The 18,957-nt window shown below is 66.4% G+C and carries 17 protein-coding genes; 9 read left to right on the top strand and 8 right to left on the bottom strand.

Translation table 11 applies throughout. The features are described from left to right. Window positions 1–49 precede the first annotated feature (49 nt). The 4 genes from paaZ to RW112_RS04975 all read left to right on the top strand — a co-directional run bounded on the left by paaZ (window position 50) and on the right by RW112_RS04975 (window position 5,549). Complete coding sequence (gene paaZ, locus RW112_RS04990; protein WP_317780670.1) at window positions 50–2,161, top strand: phenylacetic acid degradation bifunctional protein PaaZ; 2,112 nt, start codon at window positions 50–52, stop codon at window positions 2,159–2,161. A gap of 395 nt (window positions 2,162–2,556) precedes the next feature. Then, window positions 2,557–3,522 (top strand): permease, encoded by a 966-nt coding sequence (locus RW112_RS04985; protein ID WP_317780669.1) that lies wholly within the window; start codon window positions 2,557–2,559, stop codon window positions 3,520–3,522. Continuing rightward, window positions 3,512–4,309, top strand: coding sequence for a TIGR03943 family putative permease subunit (locus RW112_RS04980; RefSeq protein ID WP_317780668.1), 798 nt, complete (start codon window positions 3,512–3,514; stop codon window positions 4,307–4,309). The genes RW112_RS04985 and RW112_RS04980 overlap by 11 nt, the downstream gene beginning before the upstream one ends. Continuing rightward, window positions 4,299–5,549, top strand: a complete 1,251-nt coding sequence (locus tag RW112_RS04975; RefSeq protein ID WP_317780667.1) for a hypothetical protein — start codon at window positions 4,299–4,301, stop codon at window positions 5,547–5,549. Before RW112_RS04980 ends, RW112_RS04975 begins: the two co-directional genes overlap by 11 nt. A gap of 30 nt (window positions 5,550–5,579) precedes the next feature. Here RW112_RS04975 and ykgO read toward each other — a convergent pair whose 3' ends face one another. Both ykgO and RW112_RS04965 read right to left on the bottom strand, forming a co-directional pair. Next, window positions 5,580–5,702: a type B 50S ribosomal protein L36 gene (gene ykgO, locus RW112_RS04970; protein WP_011693081.1), complete on the bottom strand. Its 123-nt coding sequence runs from the start codon at window positions 5,700–5,702 to the stop codon at window positions 5,580–5,582. Then, entirely contained in the window at window positions 5,699–6,829 is a 1,131-nt protein-coding gene (locus tag RW112_RS04965) for a GTP-binding protein (RefSeq protein WP_317780666.1), read from the bottom strand. The genes ykgO and RW112_RS04965 overlap by 4 nt, the downstream gene beginning before the upstream one ends. A gap of 215 nt (window positions 6,830–7,044) precedes the next feature. On the opposite strand from RW112_RS04965, the gene RW112_RS04960 reads away from it, so the two are divergent. Further along, window positions 7,045–7,452 (top strand): VOC family protein, encoded by a 408-nt coding sequence (locus RW112_RS04960; RefSeq protein ID WP_317780664.1) that lies wholly within the window; start codon window positions 7,045–7,047, stop codon window positions 7,450–7,452. 92 nt (window positions 7,453–7,544) lie between these two features. On the opposite strand, the gene RW112_RS04955 is transcribed toward RW112_RS04960, so the two are convergent. The 5 genes from RW112_RS04955 to RW112_RS04935 form a co-directional block, all read right to left on the bottom strand. Next, window positions 7,545–8,390, bottom strand: coding sequence for a DUF427 domain-containing protein (locus RW112_RS04955; RefSeq protein ID WP_317780663.1), 846 nt, complete (start codon window positions 8,388–8,390; stop codon window positions 7,545–7,547). 79 nt (window positions 8,391–8,469) lie between these two features. After that, window positions 8,470–9,075 (bottom strand): TetR/AcrR family transcriptional regulator, encoded by a 606-nt coding sequence (locus RW112_RS04950; RefSeq protein WP_317780662.1) that lies wholly within the window; start codon window positions 9,073–9,075, stop codon window positions 8,470–8,472. 362 nt (window positions 9,076–9,437) lie between these two features. After that, a complete protein-coding gene (locus tag RW112_RS04945) occupies window positions 9,438–10,790 on the bottom strand; it encodes an MFS transporter (RefSeq protein ID WP_317780661.1) in 1,353 nt (450 codons plus the stop codon). 269 nt (window positions 10,791–11,059) lie between these two features. After that, complete coding sequence (gene paaK / locus RW112_RS04940) at window positions 11,060–12,394, bottom strand: phenylacetate--CoA ligase PaaK (protein WP_317780660.1); 1,335 nt, start codon at window positions 12,392–12,394, stop codon at window positions 11,060–11,062. 15 nt (window positions 12,395–12,409) lie between these two features. Next, window positions 12,410–12,928, bottom strand: coding sequence for a hotdog fold thioesterase (locus tag RW112_RS04935; RefSeq protein WP_317780659.1), 519 nt, complete (start codon window positions 12,926–12,928; stop codon window positions 12,410–12,412). Window positions 12,929–13,150: 222 nt separating this feature from the next. Here RW112_RS04935 and RW112_RS04930 point away from each other — a divergent pair, with 222 nt between their 5' ends. Next, window positions 13,151–13,681 (top strand): flavodoxin domain-containing protein, encoded by a 531-nt coding sequence (locus tag RW112_RS04930; protein ID WP_317780658.1) that lies wholly within the window; start codon window positions 13,151–13,153, stop codon window positions 13,679–13,681. A gap of 181 nt (window positions 13,682–13,862) precedes the next feature. Beyond that, window positions 13,863–14,483, top strand: a complete 621-nt coding sequence (locus RW112_RS04925; protein WP_317780657.1) for a PAS and ANTAR domain-containing protein — start codon at window positions 13,863–13,865, stop codon at window positions 14,481–14,483. Here the strand turns inward: RW112_RS04925 and RW112_RS04920 are convergent. Then, window positions 14,416–15,729: a multidrug effflux MFS transporter gene (locus RW112_RS04920; RefSeq protein WP_317780656.1), complete on the bottom strand. Its 1,314-nt coding sequence runs from the start codon at window positions 15,727–15,729 to the stop codon at window positions 14,416–14,418. The two genes, RW112_RS04925 and RW112_RS04920, sit on opposite strands and share 68 nt — an antisense overlap. A 136-nt stretch (window positions 15,730–15,865) precedes the next feature. Here RW112_RS04920 and RW112_RS04915 point away from each other — a divergent pair, with 136 nt between their 5' ends. Both RW112_RS04915 and pta read left to right on the top strand, forming a co-directional pair. Then, entirely contained in the window at window positions 15,866–16,774 is a 909-nt protein-coding gene (locus RW112_RS04915) for a helix-turn-helix transcriptional regulator (RefSeq protein ID WP_317780655.1), read from the top strand. A gap of 48 nt (window positions 16,775–16,822) precedes the next feature. Then, window positions 16,823–18,934, top strand: coding sequence for a phosphate acetyltransferase (gene pta / locus RW112_RS04910; RefSeq protein WP_317780654.1), 2,112 nt, complete (start codon window positions 16,823–16,825; stop codon window positions 18,932–18,934). Window positions 18,935–18,957 lie beyond the last annotated feature (23 nt).

Raw genomic sequence — 18,957 nt, 5'->3', positions numbered from 1 at the left:
ATGCACTGACCGTGATGATCTTGCCCCGCGCTGGAAGGACCCGTCAACGATGACCACCACTGCAACTGCTCCGAAATCCTCGCTGGACACTGTGGAGACCGTTCCCAGTTTCGTCCGGGACGCCTGGTGGACGCCCGACGCCGGAGCGGCGGCTTCCGCCGTCCCCGTCCTGGACGCCAGCACCGGCGAGCTCCTCGCCAGGGTGAGCACCGAGGGACTGGACCTTGCCGACGTCGTGGATTACGGCCGCACCACCGGCCAGAAGGAACTCGGCACGCTGACCTTCCACCAGCGCGCCCTCAAGCTCAAGGAACTTGCCCAGTACCTCAACGCCCGCCGCGAGCACTTCTACGAGCTGTCCGCGCAGACCGGCGCCACCAAGATCGACTCCATGGTGGACATCGACGGCGGCATCGGCGTGCTCTTCACCTTCGGTTCCAAGGGCCGCCGCGAGCTGCCCAACTCGCAGGTTGTGGTGGACGGACCCATGGAGGTGCTGTCCCGGGACGGATCCTTCGCCGGCGAGCACATCTACACCCGCATCCCAGGCGTCGCAGTGCAGATCAACGCCTTCAACTTCCCGGTCTGGGGCATGCTGGAGAAATTTGCGCCGGCGTTCATCGCCGGTGTTCCCACCATCGTCAAGCCGGCCACCCCCACCGGTTACGTGGCGGCGGCCGTGGTCAAGGCCATGATCGAGTCCAACATCCTGCCCAAGGGTTCCCTGCAGCTCATCTCCGGATCGGCCCGCACCATCCTGGACCACCTCGACTACCGCGACCTAGTGTCGTTCACCGGGTCCGCCTCCACGGCCAACTCGTTGAAGAACCACCCGAACGTGGTGGAGGGCGGCATCCGCTTCACGTCCGAAACGGACTCGCTCAACGCCGCCATCCTGGGCCCGGACGCTGTCAAGGGCACTCCGGAGTTCGACGCCTTCATCAAATCCGTGGTCACCGAAATGACCGTCAAGGCCGGCCAGAAGTGCACGTCCATCCGCCGCACCATCGTGCCCCGGGAGCTGGTGTCCGACGTCGTTGCCGCCGTGGGTGCCCGCATCGAGGAACGCGTGGTGCTGGGTGATCCCCGCGCCGAAGGCGTCACCATGGGTGCGTTGGCTTCCCTGGAGCAGCTGGCCGACGTCCGCGCCGCTGTGCAGTCAATGCTCGACGCCGGCGGCGAGCTTGCGTACGGCACGCTCGATTCGCCCAAGGTGACCAAGGCCGACGGGGGAGTTTCCGTCGTCGAAGGCGGTGCCTTTATGTCGCCGGTGCTCCTCAGCTGGGCAGACGCCGAAGCCGAGGAAGTCCACTCGCTGGAGGCCTTCGGTCCTGTGTCCTCGGTGATCGGCTACACCGACCTGGCCGACGCCGTGCGCCTCGCCGCCCGCGGTGGCGGCTCGCTGGTGGCTTCGGTGTGCACCAACGACCCCGAGGTTGCCCGCGAACTGGTCACCGGGATCGCGGCGCACCATGGCCGCGTCCTGATGCTCAACCGCGAGGACGCCCGTTCGTCGACAGGCCATGGCTCGCCCGTCCCGCACCTGGTCCACGGCGGGCCGGGACGTGCCGGAGGCGGCGAAGAGCTGGGCGGCATCCGCTCGGTCATGCACCACATGCAGCGCACCGCCATCCAAGGGTCGCCCAACATGCTCACCGCCGTCACGGGTGTGTGGCACACGGGCGCCGACCGGAACTTCACCCTTGACACCGAGGGGCAGCACCCGTTCCGCAAGCACCTGAGCACCCTGCGCATCGGTGACGCGGTCCGCTCCGGGCTGCGCGAAGTCAGCCTGGAGGAGATCACCAAGTTCGCCAACTCCACCGGCGACACGTTCTATGCCCACACCAACCAGGAGGCTGCGGAGGCCAATCCGTTCTTCCCGGGCATTGTGGCGCACGGCTACCTGCTGCTGGCCTGGGGCGCCGGGCTGTTCGTGGAGCCGGCTCCGGGTCCCGTGCTGGCGAACTACGGCCTGGAGAACCTGCGCTTCATCACCCCGGTGGCCGCAGGCGATTCCATCCGCGTGACCCTGACCGCCAAGAAGATCACCCCGCGCGAAACCGACGAATACGGCGAGGTGGCCTGGGACGCCGTCCTCACCAACCAGAACGACGAAATCGTGGCCACCTACGACGTCCTCACCCTCGTCGAAAAGTAGCCCTCCCCGGACGCTCTCTCACTTCCTGCGGGTTTTCCGCCGACGCTCTCACACCCGGTGAGAGAGCGTCGGCGTTTTTCCGGCAGGAAGTGAGAGAGCGTCGGCGTTTCGTGGGCTATCTCTGATACGTATGATGCCCCTTGATACGAGTGGTCACTGGTGAAACTCAAGTAGAGGCCACTCATGAGCCTCCGGGGTGCGCTGCCTAGACTTGGGGCATTGCACCGGGCCGGGCGTTCCTTCCTACGTCCCACCGGTGCCGGGGGTCAGGCGGATGCCGATTTAGTGGGGGAGTGCCCGTGCCGGTGCCAGCGACAACAAAACGCGTCCAGGCGCCCCACGACGCCCACACTCATCCGACGCCCGGAAGAGCGCGCCGCCCTGCCGTAGGGCTGATGGTCGGCTTAGCGGTGATTGGTGTACTGCTGGCCCTCCGCATCCTGTCTCCGGCGACGGGCCAGGTAACCTGGCTGGCGGATGCTGCGCGTGACTTTGTTTCCCTGTCGATCAGCGTGGTGATCGAATCCCTCCCGTTCGTTTTCCTTGGCATCGTGCTCTCGATCGGAGTGCAGGTCTGGTTGCCGGAGGGTTTCCTGGTCCGACGGCTCCCGAAGAGTCCGGCGCTCAGGCGGCCCGTCCTGTCCCTGCTGGGAATGCTGCTTCCGGTGTGCGAATGCGGAAATGTCCCGCTGGCCCGCGGGCTGATCGTCCGGGGGCTGACCGTGTCCGAGTCCATGACGTTCCTGTTTGCTGCGCCGATCCTGAATCCGGTCACCATCATCACCACCCAGCAGGCATTTGGCTGGGACAACGGCATCCTCGTTTCCCGCATCGCCGGCGGTTTCCTCATTGCCAACCTGATCGGATGGATCTATAGCCGCCATCCCCGCCCCGAGGCGCTGTTGACGCCGCGGTTCCAGGAGGAGTGTTCCTTGGAGGACCACGCCGGACAGGCCGGGGGAAAGGTTGGACGCAGCGTCCAGCTGTTCGTGCGGGAGACGGGCGCCATGATGCCCGCCCTGTTCATCGGCGCAGGGATCGCGGGGCTGATCCAGGTAGGGGTCCCGCGGGACGTCCTGGTCTCGGTGGGAAGCAGCCCGGTCTGGTCCGTTGCCGCCTTGATGGTCCTGGCCTTCGTCGTGGCAGTGTGCTCCAACGTGGACGCGTTCTTCATCCTGTCTTTCGGGGCAACGTTCATGCCGGGCTCCATCGTGGCGTTCCTGGTGTTCGGGCCGATGATTGATGTGAAAATGCTGGCCCTCCTCCGCACCACTTTCACCGCAAAGACCCTCCTGCAGCTCACCGTGGTGGTGGCACTGTGCTCCGCCGCACTGGGATTGGCGGTCAATTATGCTCTATAGGCGGCTCCTGGACCGCTGGCTTGGCGTGATCCTGAGCCTCATCGGCGTCGTGGCCACCCTGTGGCTGGGTTACACAGGGCAGCTCGCGCTGTACATCCACCCGCGGTACTTCGTGTTCACCATGATCATGGCCGTGATCGCGGCGGTGCTGGCACTGGCCGCATTCGCACTGGTTCCCCGGGCCCTGGTTCCCCAAGACCCGCACGGACACGGCCACGATCATGCGGGCGGTTCCGGGCACGACGACGCCGGCAAACGGCGCCGGAGACGCCTCGGAGCTGCAGGAAGCACGCTGATCGTGGCTGCCGCCGTCGCCGGACTCCTGGTCCTGCCGCCGGCCACGCTCAGCACCGCCACGGTCAACCAGCGCGACCTCAACGGTGCGGCGTCGACGCTTTCGAGGGACGAGGCTATCGAGCTCGTGGGCGCTGACTACACCACGTTCACCATGAAGGACTGGGTCTCGCTGCTGCGTCAGGGGGCCGGGCAGGAATTTCTGGCCGGCAAGACGGCGACCGTCACCGGATTCGTGACACCGGACAAGAGTGACCCGGAAAACGTCTTCTTCACGGCCCGTTTCGTGCTGACCTGCTGCGCAGTGGATGCCCGGCCGATCGGCCTGCCCGTTTACTCGCCGGGCTGGCAGGACCGGTTCGAAACCGACAGCTGGGTAACGGTATCCGGCGGCTTCGAAACCAACCCCAGCCAGATCAGCGGTGAAACCCTGGTGATGGTTCCAGATTCCATTACCGCGGTCCCGGAACCGGATTCCCCCTATGTCTACTAAGCGATCCGCTGCCCAGAGCACACGTCCCCGCCCGGCCCCGCGCATCCCGGCAAGGGCCCCACGCCGCGGCTTGCTCTCCTTCGCCGTGCGGCTCCGCGGCACGATCGCCCTTCTGGTGGCACTGTGCCTGGCCCTCACGGCCGCGAACTTCGTCTCGGAACCCCGGCCGAACGCTGTGTCGGCGCTGCAAGGGACGTCCGGGACGGCCGGCTTCGAGCTGTACACGCTCCAGCGCGACATCAGCTATGACGGCGCCGGAAAGAAGAAGCCGGACACCATACGGGGAACCAACATCATCGATTCAGGCGACGGGTCCGTCATCCTCACTGCCAACCGGATTCAGGAATACGCGGCGCTGCCCAACGCCCTGGCCGCCGTCACGATCAATGAGGACAACACCACTTCCCTTGACATCGTCCCCCTCTCCGGCGGGCCGGAGGCCCAGGTTCCGCTTCCGGGACCTGGACAGGTCGAACTCCTGCGCGCGGCGTCCAAGGGCCTCATCGGGTTCGCCTTCTCCAGCGCCTCGCCGTCACAGCAGCACCACAAGACCTTGTTCGTATACGACATCGAGGATCCCTCCACGCCCCCGCGGGAGATCCGCGGCCCCGATGGAAAGGCGGTGTCCGTCCTCAACTGGGACTTCGTTCCCGGCACCTCCTCACTGGTGGTGCGGAACGATTCCTCGGCCATGTTCCTCGTCGATGCCCTCAACGCCGGAAAACCCGCGCCGCTGGGCCTGCACACCGAATTCCGCGGGTTCATTCCCGGAACCAGGGAAGTCCACGTGGTCGACCCAGGTTCCGACCCCACGGACAAGATCGGGAAGAACTCGGGCATCGATCTGACGAAGGGGACCGTACGCCCCCTCGACCTGAAGGCGGTCGTCCGGAACGACAATTCATGGCCGGGCACCACCGTCCTCCTCAACGGAAGCGGCCGCTACGTCCAAAGCATTAGCAATTTCGCCGCAGGCAAGGTGACGTCCATACTGACGGTCACGGACGCGACAGGCTCTTCGAACCTCTTCGAGCCGGAGCCTGCATGGTCGCGCATCCAAAACTACTGCCCCTCTCCGGACGGAAAATTCCTTGCCGTGGAAGCAACAGCCCCTGACGGTGCCTACGACCGCTACCCTGTCGCGGCCGCCTATTCGCCCATGCGGACCGAGATCATCGAGCTGGATACCGGCCGACATGTCCGGAGCTTCCCGGGGTTCCTCCCCAGTTGGTGCGGATAGAGATCCCGGCGCTTGCGGCTGAGCCCCTGGTCAGCCCTGGCGGGCCTTCATCCGGGGGTTCTTCTTATTGATGACGAACGTGCGGCCCCGACGGCGGACAATCTGGGCGCCTGGAATCTTCTTCAGGGCGCGCAGTGAGTTCCGTACTTTCATGATGTGCTCCTTTGTGCTGTTTCGGATGGTTGGTTCAGGGAAAATGGATCAGGAAATGAGGCTGCGGCGGAAGCCATCTCCGCGTCGGACAATTCGCAGGCCGTAAGCAGCGCGGCGATTTCTGCGGCGTCGACGTCGTCGCCCGTGACGGCCAGGACGGTGCCGCGATCACCGAATTCGGGATGCCAGTCCAGCACGGGGTCGGGACCGGCTTCGGCTGACATGAACGGGCGGGATGCGCCGTCGGCCTGCCAGGGTCCGGTGTTTTCCAGCCACACACGCGGCCCGACGCCCTGGATGGCGATCCGGCACCCGGGCGCAGACGCCACCCAGAGCCGTCCGCGCAGCCAGCAGCATCCCTCCGCCAGGGCCGCCAGGGCATGCCGGAAGCGCTCCGGATGAAGGGGCCGCCGTATCCGCTGCACAACCGTACTGAAAGGTGGGCAGGACTCTGCCGGGATCCGAACCGAGCCGGGGGCGGTCCGGGCCGTCGCCTCCGCCAGGTTGTGCCGTCCCGGCCGGATGCCGCCGTCGTCAGCGGTGACCTTCGCATGCGGGGCCAGCTCTTTAACGAGCTGGACCCCGCGGTCCCGGATCGCCGGATCGACAGGCACCAGGGCGGGATCGGCCAGCAGGACCGTGTCGCTGAATGCGAGTTCCCCGATGAGGAATTCCCCCGGTGTCCGGTCGTCGTCCGGAACAGGAGTGAAGCCGGACTCGAACAGGGTGTGGTGGTCCCAGATCTGGTCCTCCACCGCCCCCGGAGCGCAGGCAAGCACTGCCGAATCAATCGTGATGGAGGCCCCGAGACCCTTCAGCAGTGCGTGCACGGCCGCCACTGAGGCCACAGCGGGCGGCAGGCCCAGAATGATGTGCGAACCCTGTTCCAGCAGCCTGCCCACTGTGGGCACAACATCCAGACGAACCGTACAGCTGAGGCAGCCGTGTTCAAGCGTCGACTCTTCACGCTCGAGGCGCCGGCCCTCCCGGAAGACACGCCGGATCACCAGCCCGTCTTCGAGCAGGTCATGGAAAACGACCAGGGCGCCCGGCGAATCCGCGGCCAGCGCCGCGCACGCCTGCTGCCGACAGAAAGCGTCCAGGGAACTTACGACTGTCACATTCATGCCCTGAGACTACATGAGAATCATTCTCATTTACAACTTGATGCGGGAAGTGAGAGAGCGTCCGGGGGGAGGCGGCGGGAAGTGGGAGAGCGTCCGGGGGGAGGCGGCAGGAAGTGAGAGGGCGTCCGGGGGGAGGCGGCGGGAAGTGGGAGAGCGTCCGGCCAGATCTTTCTGCACCGCTCGGGCGTAAAATTTTCAACGTAGGAGGTGGCGAAATGACCCTAGTACTCAATAAAGCCACAACAGTCCTGCCAGTCGATGATGCAGAGCGTGCCCGGCATTTCTATGCGGACACCCTTGGACTCCCGCACCGTGGCGTGGCAGATGACGGAAGCGAGTTGTTCGGCTCAGAAGGCGGCCCCATGCTGCAGCTGATGCCAGTCAAGGACGGTAAGCATTCAGAGCACACCGCCTTGAGTTTCGAAGTCAGCGAGATCGAACGCACCGTCCGGGAGATGGAAGCCAAGGGCGTCACGTTCCAGGATTACGATCTCCCCGATCTCAAGACCGAGAACCACATTTGTACAACCGATTCCGAGAAGTGCGCCTGGTTCATGGACTCCGAGCACAACATTCTCTGCGTGCACGAGAACATCAGCACGGTAGCTGATTACCAGCTGTAAAGACTGGCGTCCCGGCTCAGCGGGACGCCTTATCTTTGCCACAACCCAGCCGGGCTCACCCGCGTCAGCAACACCGCGGCAGCAACACCCCGTCAGTGCGACGCTGGTGTTGACCACGGCGTGACCGGCCGTTCCTGCCTGACCCCGTCCACGGTGATGTCCACGCGTTCGTTGAAGAAGCACACCAGCCCGTGGATCTGGGCGGCGTCACGGAAACGCTGGTCGTACATCCACGCGATGTTGCGCCCGTTCTCGGCGGGCGGGTAGGTCAGGTAGCTCGCCGTCCCCTTGTACGGGCACACCGTCTTCTTGTCGCCGGCGTCCATGAGGTCCAGCCGCACGTCCAGCGGCGGGAGGTAGTAGCGCACCGGCAGCATGGTTTCGTACAGCAGCTGCGCGCCGTTCGTGGTGGCCAGGGTGACGTCGTCGACCCTTACCTCCACGGTGAGTGACGACGCACGGATGTCCACGCGGTGGAACGGGTCGCGGGGGTGCCCGATGATTTCCTCGTCGTCTTCTAGCCAGTCGAAGGCGTTGAAGTCCAGCACCACATGTCCGGCGAGGTCGGGGTCAGCCGGCCGGAAGGCCGCGCGGGGCAGCCTCGCGTCGGAGGTCACGACGTCGAACTCCTCACCGTCGGCTGTATGCCGGCCGAAGCCGGTGCGCGGATCGAGCGACGGCGGGGAGTCCAGCATGAGTTTGAACCCGTATTCGGGGATGTGGCCAGGCTGCTGTCCCGGCGGCTCCAGTTCCGCCTGAAGGTCCACTTCGGGGACGGCATAGACCGGTGTAACGCGTCTGGGTTCCCACACCAGGAGCGCGTACAGGGTGTCGACGACGGCGTTCCCGCCGAGCATGGCCCGCACCCTTTTGGGGGTGGGCTGGTAGCGCAAATCAGGAAATATCCCGAACAGGACGTCGGATAACTTCGTGGCCATGACTACAGGGTGGGCGCAGCTTTTCACGCCGTCAATGACCCCCACGGCGGCCGTCCGGCCGCGTCGGGGGAGAACGCGATTAGCGTGCTGCGTTGAGTCCCTTGAAAGCCATTGTGATGACGTCGTCGGCCAGCTTCTCCGGGGAGAGTGAGCCGCCCGGCTTGTACCACTCGACGATGGAGTTGATGGTGCCGAAGAGGAGGCGGGTGACCGTGCGGGGATCGATGTCCTCGCGCAGGGAGCCCTCATCACGGGCGGCGGATATCAGGGCCGCCACCTTGTGGTCGAAGGTGCGCCGGCGTTCCATGGCGTCGCGCTCAATCTCCGTGTTGCCGCGTAGGCGCAGCAGCAGGGTAACGAAGGGGAGCCGTTCCACCAGCACGGAGATGGTTTTGCGGAGCACAAACTCCAGCCGGGCCTCGGCCGTTCCGGTCTGGGCCTGCGGCTGCTCGAGGATGGCTTCCAGTCCGCCCAGCGCCTCTTCCAGGGCAAGCTTGAGGAGGTCGCCCTTGGAGGGCACGTGGTGGTAGATGGCCGACTTGGAAATGCCCAGGTTTTCGGCAAGGATGCCCATGGACGTGGCGTCGTAGCCGTGGCGGTTGAAAACCTCGACGGCGATCTGCAGCACCGACTGCTGGTCGTATCCGGGGCGGCCGCGCTTGGTAGGTGCATCAGTGGTGGACATACCGGCTATTTTCTCATGAACGTTCGGTCAATTGATGCAACCGGGTCATATCCCTGAAAATCCTTGCCTGCCTGTGGCCCCGGTGCTAGAACAGCTAGTAGTAGGAACCACCGGTTCGGGGGCCGGTCCAACTGCTGAAACAACTTCAGAGACCGGGACGGGATCAGGCACGTTGGGCTGCCCGGCTGGCGGTTAGCCATCGGCACGTCACAGCGCTGTCGCGCATTGGCAGCAGTGCACTGTATGCCTCCCGTAAAAGGATGGTCCCCGGCCGCAGCAGCCGGGGACCATCCCTACGTCGGTGACCTTCCGACGTCGGGCGTTACCGAACCGTCCTTGCCGGACAGTCGTTGCCAGACGCCTTAGCTGGCGTTCTCTTCCAGCGTGAGGTCGCGGTCCCTGGTCTCTGGTGCCTTGATGGCCTGGACCAGCGAGATGCCCACGATGACCATCATGTAGGTGGCGATGGGCCAGTACGAGCCGGTGGCCCAGGCGAGCAGCGCCGAGCAGATGATGGGCGCGATGCCGCCGCCGAAGATCGCCGAGAACTCGCGGGCAATGGCCACGCCGGCGTACCGGAACTTGGAACCGAACAGCTCGGCGTACATGGCCGACTGCGCCGCGATGCCGCCCTCCACGGCAAAGGTGAAGCCCACGGCGTAGACGAGCGCAATCAGCCAGACGTTGCCCGTGCTGCTGAGCCAGAACGCCGGGAAGGAGAACAGGAAGAGGAAGGCAAGGATGAACACGTTCACGGGCTTGCGGCCCCAGCGGTCGGTGGCGCGGCCGGCCACCAGTGCGGCGGGAATGGCGAAGAGGCCGCCCATGGCCAGCATCTGCGGGATGAGTGCCTTGTCGATGTTGACCACGGAGATCAGGAACGTGCCAAGGAAGGCCTGGTAGATGTAGGAGTGCGCGTGCGTGCCCATGTTGATGAGGAACACCTGGCGCAGCGGGCGGCGGCCCTTCTTGAGCACTTCCGCCACCGGTGAGGCTGCCTCGACGTGCTCCTTCTTGAGCTCGGCGAAGACGGGCGATTCCTTCATGTTGCGGCGGATCAGGTACGCGGCCACGGTGACAAGGGCGCTGGAAAGGAACACCAGGCGCCAGCCCCAGGACTCGAGGTCTTCGCGCGGCAGCAGCTGCACCAGGATCCAGGCGCCGGACCCGAAGACGGAGCCGACGGCGGCACCTGCCCACACCAGCGAGGTCATGGCGCCGCGCCTGCCCTTGGGGGCGAATTCGGCGAGCAGCACCACGGCGCTGGCCATTTCCGCGCCGGCGCCGAAGCCCTGGATGAACCGCAGCACGGTCAGGAGGATCGGGGCCAGAATGCCCACGGATTCGTAAGTGGGCAGCAGGCCCATGGCAAAAGTGGCAGTGCCCATCAGGGCCAGCGTGGCCACGAGTACGAACTTCCGGCCGATCTTGTCGCCGTAGCGGGAGAAGAACAGTCCGCCCATGGGCCGGGCCACGAAGCCGACGGCGTAGGCGCCGAAGCTGGCGATGAAGCCGACCGCGGGGGAGACGTTGGGGAAGAACAGGGTGTTGAAGATGATGGCCGTGCCCACGCCGTAGACAACCATGTCGTAGTTTTCCAGGACGGTTCCGATGAACCCTGCCCAGCCGGCGCGGCGAAGCTCGGTTTTGTTGACGGCGGCCGGGTGGAGCGCGCCGTGTGGCTTGGTTCCCGTAGTCGAGGGAGTATGCGTCATTGCTGATCCTGTTCATGAGAAAGCGACCACCACTGCGTGGGCGCGGTTCCCAGACTAGGGGCTCTGGCGATATTTGGCAACCGATTGCCTAAATTGTGGCAACAAGGGGCAAATGCGAGGGCTGATGGCCGGCTGGGGAAACCGGCGGGCGGTCGCTGGGGAAATCGGAGGACGGTCGGGGGAAGCCGGCGGGCACGCCAAAAAGGGCCCGGGAGGAAACCCGGGCCCTTCTGGCCGTTGCCGCGCGGGGCCGCAACTGTCCGTTCGCGCTACCCCTTGGGGCGCATGTCGTAGATCCTGCGGAGCTTGCCGTTTGAACGCTCCAGCGAGCCCGGCTCGACGACGTTGACGGTGCAGGAGGACCCGACATGGATCTTGATCTGCTGCTGCAGGACCTTTGCTGCCGAAGCGACACCTTCAACAGTGACGGATTCCCGGCGTTCGATCTTCACCGTGAGCTGGTCCATCCGCTGGCCTTCGGGCCGGGTGAGTTCCAGCTGGAAGTGCGGGCTGAGCTCGGGGATGCGGAGGGCGATCTCCTCGATCTGCGAGGGGAACAGGTTCACGCCGCGCAGGATGATCATGTCGTCGCTGCGGCCGGTGATGCGGCCCATGCGGCGGTGCGCGGGGCGTGCGGTGCCGGGGAGCAGGCGGGTGAGGTCCTTGGTGCGGTAGCGGATGATGGGCAGCGCTTCCTTGGTGAGCGAGGTGAACACCAGCTCGCCGTGTTCGCCGTCGCCCAGGACCTTCGTGGGGTCGAACGCGTCGATGATCTCCGGGCGGAAGTGGTCCTCCCAGATGTGGCTGCCGTCCTGGGTTTCCACGGCTTCGCCGGCCACGCCGGGACCCATGACCTCGGACAGGCCGTAGATGTCGCAGGCCTTGATGTTCATGGTGGTTTCCAGCTCGTGGCGCATTTCCTCGGTCCACGGCTCGGCGCCCAGCACGGCGTACTTGAGGGAGGTGGAGGCCGGGTCGATCCCCTGCTTCATCATCGCGTCGGCGATGGTCAGCAGGTAGGTGGGGGTGGCCAGGATGGCGTCGGGCTTGAAGTCCTGGATGAGGGTGATCTGGCGTTCGGTCTGGCCGCCGGAGATGGGGATGACCGTGCAACCCAGGGCCTCGGCGCCGGCGTGGGCGCCCATGCCGCCGGTGAACAGGCCGTAGCCGTAGGCGTTGTGGACCTTCATGCCGGGGCGGACGCCGGAGGCACGGAGGGATCGTGCCACGAGCTTGGCCCAGTCGGCGAGGTCCTTCTTGGTGTAGCCCACCACAGTGGCGCGGCCGGTGGTGCCGGAGCTGGCGTGGATGCGTGCCACCTCGTGCTGCGGCACGGCGAACATGCCGAAGGGGTACTCCAGCCGGAGGTCCTCCTTGGTGGTGAAGGGGAACTTGCCCAGGTCCGCGAGTTCGCGGAGGTCCGTGGGGTGGACGCCGGCTTCGTCGAACTTGCGCTTGTAGAGCGGCACGCGGTCATAGGCGTAGGCAACCGTGTGCTGGAGGCGGCTCAGCTGCAGTGCCTCCAGCTCGTCGCGGGATATGGTTTCTTCGCGGTCCAGCACGGCGTCGGTGGCTGCTGCTGGTTCAGTGGCGTGGAGGGTCATCTGGGGTCCCTGTTTCTATTTCTTGGAGATGGTGCGGCTGCGGCCGCGGAACTCGGCGATGAGCTCGCCCGGGGGCATGTCGGTGGGGAGTTGGCCCGGAACCGTGGCTGCGGGGACCGGGCCGGCGGGTGCCGCAGCGGGAGTGCCTGCGGCGGGATCGGCGGCGAAGATCTGGACGTCGAAGAGGCCGCTGCGGCCGGTCATGGCGCGGCGGTTGGCGACGGCGGTAAGAACCTGGCCGCGGAAGGCCGGCTTGAGGAAGTTGATATCGACGCCGGACGCCACGGTGATGTTGCCTTCGTCTGCAGGGCTGGGGGTGGCCTGGTTGCAGGCCAGCGCGAAGGCTGTGTCGCCGAAGGCGAAGATCATTCCGCCGTGCGCCATGCCGAACCCATTGAGCATTTCCTGCCGGAGTGCCATGCGGATGGTGGCGTGTCCGTCGTCCAGCGCAACAACCTCGATGCCCATCCATTCGGAGGCATAGTCGTTTTCAAGGATGGGGTGGGTGGCCCCGGAAAGTGTTGCTTCAGCCATGCGTCATTGCCTCCAGCTTTATTTACCGAATGTTCATTAGGTAATCCCATTTTGGGGCATGCTGTCAAGAGGCGGTGCTGAATCCGGTGCTGTGACGGGTGCGGTGCCCCGGCCGGAAGCCCCTACCTGCCGACGGGCACCTCCCGCCATCATGGAACTGCGCATCACCGAACTGCGGTGCAAGTGGCAGCAACACCAAATCAACCCCAAGAGGAGACTCCGATGAAGGTACTGGTGGGTTATGCGAGCCGGCACGGTGCAACGGCCGGGATCGCCGAGCGCATTGCTTCCGGCCTCAAGGATGCCGGCCTGGCGGCCGAGGCACGCTCCGTCAGCGAGTACTTCGACGCCGCTCCTTACGATGCCTTCGTGATCGGCGGAGCGACGTACATGGCCCATGTCATGAAGGATGTCACTGCCTTCGTCAAGACCCACCAGGCGCTGTTGTCGGAGCGGCCGGTGTGGCTGTTCAGCAGCGGACCGCTGGGCACGGACCGTGTGGATGCAGAGGGCCACGATGTCCTTGAGACCACCCGGCCCAAGGAATTCGAGAAGCTCTCGGGGCTAGTGCACGCCCGCGGGGAACAAGTGTTCTTCGGTGCCCGGGATCCGGCGGCGCCGCCCGTCGGGGTGGCCGAAAAGCTGATGAAGCTCGTGCCGGCCGCCAAGGATGCGCTGCCAGCCGGTGATTTCCGGGACTGGGACGCGGTGGACGCGTGGACTGCCGAGATCGCGGCCGCGCTGAAGTCCTGACGGCGGCTATTCTCCGGCAGGCCGGAACCTGCCGCGTGCGGAATCCCCGGTCATCGGCGTACCATCAGAGTCGGGGGAAGCCGACCCGTGACAGAGGGGCCCAATGAGCGAAATTTTGGGGCGGGCGGAGACGTATTCCAGTGCTTTGGGAGCGTCGGTATTGCCGGCTGGAACGTTTGTTTTGGATACCAAATCAGGCGCGATGCAGTGGTCGGACGGGCTCTACGCAATCCACGGCTACAGCCGCGGGGAAGTTGTGCCCACCCTGGAGCTGACGCTGGCGCACAAGCACCCTGAGGACCTGGCCCGAATCCAGGAGATCAGCCGCGAGGTGTACGCCCACGGCGGGCACGTCGCCATCTACCATCGCCTGGTGGATGCCCGGCTGCACGAACGCAAAGTGCTGACGGCCGGGGAGGCCGTACTGGACGCGGCAGGGAACGTGTCCTCGATTTCCGGCGTCATGCTGGACCTTACCTCGACGATCCAGCGGGAGACTGAGCTGGCCGCCCGTGAAGCCGTCCGGGGTGCGATGGGAACGCGGAGCACCATCGCGAAAGCCGCCGGGATCCTGATGGGGCGGCTGGGCATCGGATCGGACGACGCCTTCAACCTGCTGGCGGCCTACAGCAACAACAGGAACGTCAAGCTCGCCAGCCTCGCGTGCGGTCTCGTGGCCCTGGCCGACAACCCTGCCGACACCACCGGCCTGGGGCGCTTCATCCAGGACCTGGTCAACGCCCGTCAGGTCCAGCCCCGCCAGCACCGGCAGGTCCGTCAACGCCCCCGCCCGGATTGCTGACCGCACTGCTGGCCGTTCGACGCCGGCCCACCAGTCCGAGGCAGAGCGCCGCCGCTGCCGCCGCGGCGGCCGCGACGATGCCGAAGGGCACCGGATCATTGGCCCCGCCGATGCCCACCAAGGGGGCGGCCAGGCCGCCGAAGGCGAACCGGGCCAGGCCCAGGAGCGAGGAGGCCGTGCCGGCGATGTCGGGATAGTCCTTGAGTGCCAGCGATGTGGCCGGCGGGCTGGTCACGGCCACCCCGCTGACCATGGTGAACAGGGACAGGATGATGGCAATCAGCGGCAGCTGCAGGAGCGCCGTCGCGAGCAGGCCCAGGGCACCGGCGAGCGCCATGGCCAGGCCCGCGGCGAGCGTTCCGCGTTCGGACCAGTGCTCGGCCAGGCGGCCGGAGATGAACCCGAAAATCACAAAGCCCAGGGAGTTCAGCCCGAACGCCAGCGAGTACTCCTGCGGGGAGAGCCCGTACATGCCCTGGAGGATGTAGGTTGCCCCGCTCAGGTAGGCGAAGATCGCCGAGTACGTGAAACCGGTGATCAGGACGGCTCCGACGAACCGCCGGTCGGCCAGGAGCCGGCGGAAGTCGTTGAGCGTGTGGGAGAGTCCGCCGGTGATGCGGTGCTCTTTCGGCAACGTCTCCCGGAAGACCAGCAGGGACGCCACGAGGATGGCCACGCCCACGGCGGCCAGGAACAGGAAGACCCCGCGCCAGTCCGTGAATGTTGCGAGCTGTCCGCCGATCACGGGGCCGATGATGGCTGCCAGCCCGCCGAGCACGGTGAGGCGCCCGTAGTAGCGGATCAGTTTTCCGCCCGAGTAGACGTCCCGGCCCGCCGCCTGCGCGATCACGATGCCCACAGCGCCGGCGAGGCCCTGGACGAACCTGGCGAGGATGAGCGTTTCGATGGTGGGGCTGAGCGCGCACAGCACCGACGTGACCGTGTAGGCGATCACCCCGATCAGCAGCGGTTTCCGGCGGCCGAAGCGGTCCGAGAGCGGACCGGCAACCACCTGCCCGATGGCCAGCCCGAGCAGGCACGCCGTGATGGTCAGCTGCGCCACCGACGTCGTGCTTCCAAGCTCTGCGGTGAGGGCCGGCAGGACGGGAAGGTAGAGGTCCATGGAGATCGGACCGAAGATCGTCAGCAGGCCGAGCACGATTGCCAGCGGCCGGCCGACGGCCTGTTGCGGTGCAGGTTCAGCTGCGGGTGCTGGTGCATGCTCAGGGGCGCCGGTGGCGGTCATGCTGGGCTCCGTTCCAGTGGGGATGGGGGGACTGATTCCCATTCAACCGGGCCGTCGCGTTCCCAGCCACGGCTCTGCCTATCCGGGGTCTGGCAGTACCTCCCTGGGACGCCCTGCCCCGGTGTAGCGTGAACGAGTGGATAACAGAATGGCCGTGCGGGAGTTCCTCGCCTCAAGGCGCGCCAAGATCACCCCGGAAATGGCCGGCCTGAAGCTTTACGGCGGACGACGCCGGGTCCCCGGCTTGCGCCGCGAAGAGGTGGCCATGCTCGCGGGGGTCAGCGTGGATTACTACACGAAGCTTGAGCGCGGGAACCTCTCCGGCACCTCCGAAAGTGTGCTCGACGCCATCGCCGGCGCCCTGAGGCTGGACGAGGCGGAACGGGACCACCTCTACAACCTGGCGCGTGCGGCCAGCCCCTCCGGCAGGGCCCGGCAGCGTCCGCTGCAGAGCGGGACCGTCCGCCCCGCCCTGCAGTTCATGCTGGACGCCATCACGGCGGCGCCGGCGTTCATCGGCAACCAGCACATGGACATCGTGGCGGCCAACCAGCTCGGCTTTGCCCTGTACTCAGAGATGTACCGCGGTCCCGCCCGGCCGGCCAATCACTCCCGGTTCATCTTCCTTGACCCCAAGGCCCGGGACTTCTACCCCGACTGGGAACGGGCGGCCAGCACCAACGTGGCACTGCTGCGCACCTACAGCGGCCAGAACCCGTTCGACAAAGGCCTCGCGGACCTCGTGGGGGAACTGTCCATGCGCAGTGAGGAATTCCGGACCCGCTGGGCCGCGCACAACGTCCGCCGCCACTACGCCGGAACCAAGGTCTTCCACCACCCTGCGGTGGGGGAACTCGAACTCACCTACGAAGCCATGGACCTCGCCGAGGATCCCGGCTTCAGGCTCACCGTCTATCCCGCCGTCCCCGGATCGCCGTCGGACGAACGGCTCCGCCTGCTGGCCAGCTGGGCCGCCACGGAACGGATCCGGGAGCTTGCCGTTGCGGAACCGCAAGCCTCATGGAGAAAGCCCGCCAACAAGTGAAAGTATGGAGGGACGGAGCACCACCACGTCACAACCTAAGGGCGGACCATGGCCAAGGGGATTTATGTCAGCGCGACCACACCGGGATCCGGTAAGTCGCTCATAGCGCTGGGGCTTGCGGACACGCTGCACCGGCACGCGGACCGCATCGGCTTCTTCAAACCCGTGGTCCACGGCCCGGACGCCGCGTCGGACCCCATGGTGGCGCTGATGAAATCCCGGTTCGACCTCGATGACCAGCGCTGCCGCGGCGGCCTCACGGCAACAGAGGTCCGTTCCCTGCTGGCCGAAGGTAACCGGGCGGAGATCGACGCCCGCTGCGTGGAGATTTTCGCCGAGATGTCCCGCCACTGCGACGTGGTGATCGTGGAGGGCACCGACCTCACGGGCCAGGATGCCGCCGTCGAATTTGACCTCAACGCCCGCCTCGCAAACAACCTGGCCGCGTCCGTGGTGGCCGTGGTGGGCGCGAAGGGGCGCACCGTCGCGGAGGCGGCCGACGCCGTCGAGGTTGCACGCAAGGAGCTGGCGGCGGAACGCTGCAGCCTGCTGGCCATCATGGTGAACCGTGCCGACCCGGAGGACGTGGACGGGATCGTGGCGGCGGTGAAACCCGGCGCGTCCGGCCGTCCCGTGTACGTCTTCCCCGAACTGGAGGACATCGCCCGGCCAACCACCGGCGAGGTGGCCGCCGCCCTGGGGATCCGCCAGGTGGCCGGCCGGCAGGACATGGAACGCGACGTCCGCTCCATCAAGGTCGCGGCCATGAGCGTGGCCAACTTCCTGCACGTGCTCGACGACGGCGCGCTGGTGATCGTCCCCGGTGACCGTGCGGACGTGATGGTCGCGTGCCTGGCGTCGTCGTTCTCGGCTGAGTTCCCGGTGCCGTCAGCGATCATCCTCACCGGCGGCCTGGCCCCGGACGCCAACATCTATTCGCTGCTGGCGCAGGCGCCGTTCCCCGTGTTCGCGGGCCCGGACGATACCTACACCACCGCCAAGCAGGTGTCCGAGGTCCGCAGCGAAATCTGGTCCGGGCACCGCCGCAAGGTGGCCTCGGCCGTGGGGCTGTGGGCCAGGCGCGTGGACGAGGCCGAGCTGGTGGAGCGCCTGCACCTGCCGCGGCTGGAACGCATGACGCCGCTGCGGTTCCTGCACGACCTCATCGAGCGGGCCAGGCTGCAGCGCCGGCACATCGTGCTGCCCGAGGGCAACGACGTGCGGATCCTGCGCGCCGCGGAAATCCTGCACCGGCGGGACGTCTGCGACCTCACCATCCTGGGCAACGAATCGGAGGTCCGGGAGCTGGCGTCCACGCAGGGCATCGACCTCTCCGGCATGACCATCGTGGACCCCGCCACCTCCGAGCTGCGCCAGCAGTTCGCCGAGAAGTACGCGGAGCTGCGCGCGCACAAGGGCGTGGACCTGGCCCGGGCGCTGGAGGTCATGCTGGACGGAAGCTACTTCGGCACTATGATGGTGCAGCTGGGCGTAGTGGACGGCATGGTCTCAGGCGCCGCGCACACCACCGCCCACACCATCCGCCCGGCACTGGAGTTCGTGAAGACCCGCGACGGCGTGAAGATCGTCTCCTCGGTGTTCCTGATGCTGATGCCGGACCGGGTGCTGGTGTACGGCGACTGCGCGGTCAACCCGGACCCGAACGCCGAGCAGCTGGCGGACATTGCGCTGGCCTCGGCGGAGACAGCCACGCAGTTCGGCGTGGATCCGCGGGTGGCCATGCTGTCCTACTCCACCGGCGGGTCCGGCACCGGCGAGGCGGTGGACAAAGTCCGGCAGGCCACTGAAGTGGTGAAGGCGCGCCGCCCGGACCTCGCCGTCGAAGGCCCCATCCAGTACGACGCCGCCGTGGATGCCGCGATCGCGCAGTCCAAGATGCCGGGTTCGTCCGTCGCCGGGCAGGCCACCGTGTTCATCTTCCCGGACCTGAACACCGGCAACAACACGTACAAGGCGGTGCAGCAGTCCTCGGGGGCGGTCGCCGTCGGGCCTGTCCTGCAGGGGCTCCGCAAGCCGGTGAACGACCTCTCCCGCGGCTGCACGGTGGAGGACATCGTGAACACGGTGGCCATCACGGCCGTGCAGGCGCAGTCCGTGGAGCCGGCAGCCGAGCCGGCGGCCGCCGCTGCGCATGCGTAGGCGGGGGCGGCGCCGGCCAGCTG

Origin of the sequence: Arthrobacter sp. B10-11, assembly GCF_033142195.1 — a bacterium.
GTDB lineage: Bacteria > Actinomycetota > Actinomycetes > Actinomycetales > Micrococcaceae > Arthrobacter > Arthrobacter oryzae_C.
The sequence above is the reverse complement of the archived record's forward strand: the minus strand, read 5'-3'. Positions and strand labels throughout refer to the sequence as shown.

Bases quoted from the DNA above. Each gene is read 5' to 3' on its own strand.
- RW112_RS04955 (WP_317780663.1), bottom strand. From the start codon at position 8,390: ATGGCCACGAAGTTATCCGACGTCCTGTTCGGGATATTTCCTGATTTG.
- RW112_RS04920 (WP_317780656.1), bottom strand. From the start codon at position 15,729: ATGACCGCCACCGGCGCCCCTGAGCATGCACCAGCACCCGCAGCTGAA.
- paaK (WP_317780660.1), bottom strand. From the start codon at position 12,394: ATGACCCTCCACGCCACTGAACCAGCAGCAGCCACCGACGCCGTGCTG.
- RW112_RS04950 (WP_317780662.1), bottom strand. From the start codon at position 9,075: ATGTCCACCACTGATGCACCTACCAAGCGCGGCCGCCCCGGATACGAC.
- RW112_RS04945 (WP_317780661.1), bottom strand. From the start codon at position 10,790: ATGACGCATACTCCCTCGACTACGGGAACCAAGCCACACGGCGCGCTC.
- paaZ (WP_317780670.1), top strand. From the start codon at position 50: ATGACCACCACTGCAACTGCTCCGAAATCCTCGCTGGACACTGTGGAG.
- ykgO (WP_011693081.1), bottom strand. From the start codon at position 5,702: ATGAAAGTACGGAACTCACTGCGCGCCCTGAAGAAGATTCCAGGCGCC.
- RW112_RS04960 (WP_317780664.1), top strand. From the start codon at position 7,045: ATGACCCTAGTACTCAATAAAGCCACAACAGTCCTGCCAGTCGATGAT.
- RW112_RS04975 (WP_317780667.1), top strand. From the start codon at position 4,299: ATGTCTACTAAGCGATCCGCTGCCCAGAGCACACGTCCCCGCCCGGCC.
- RW112_RS04930 (WP_317780658.1), top strand. From the start codon at position 13,151: ATGAAGGTACTGGTGGGTTATGCGAGCCGGCACGGTGCAACGGCCGGG.
- RW112_RS04965 (WP_317780666.1), bottom strand. From the start codon at position 6,829: ATGAATGTGACAGTCGTAAGTTCCCTGGACGCTTTCTGTCGGCAGCAG.
- RW112_RS04935 (WP_317780659.1), bottom strand. From the start codon at position 12,928: ATGGCTGAAGCAACACTTTCCGGGGCCACCCACCCCATCCTTGAAAAC.
- pta (WP_317780654.1), top strand. From the start codon at position 16,823: ATGGCCAAGGGGATTTATGTCAGCGCGACCACACCGGGATCCGGTAAG.
- RW112_RS04985 (WP_317780669.1), top strand. From the start codon at position 2,557: ATGGTCGGCTTAGCGGTGATTGGTGTACTGCTGGCCCTCCGCATCCTG.
- RW112_RS04980 (WP_317780668.1), top strand. From the start codon at position 3,512: ATGCTCTATAGGCGGCTCCTGGACCGCTGGCTTGGCGTGATCCTGAGC.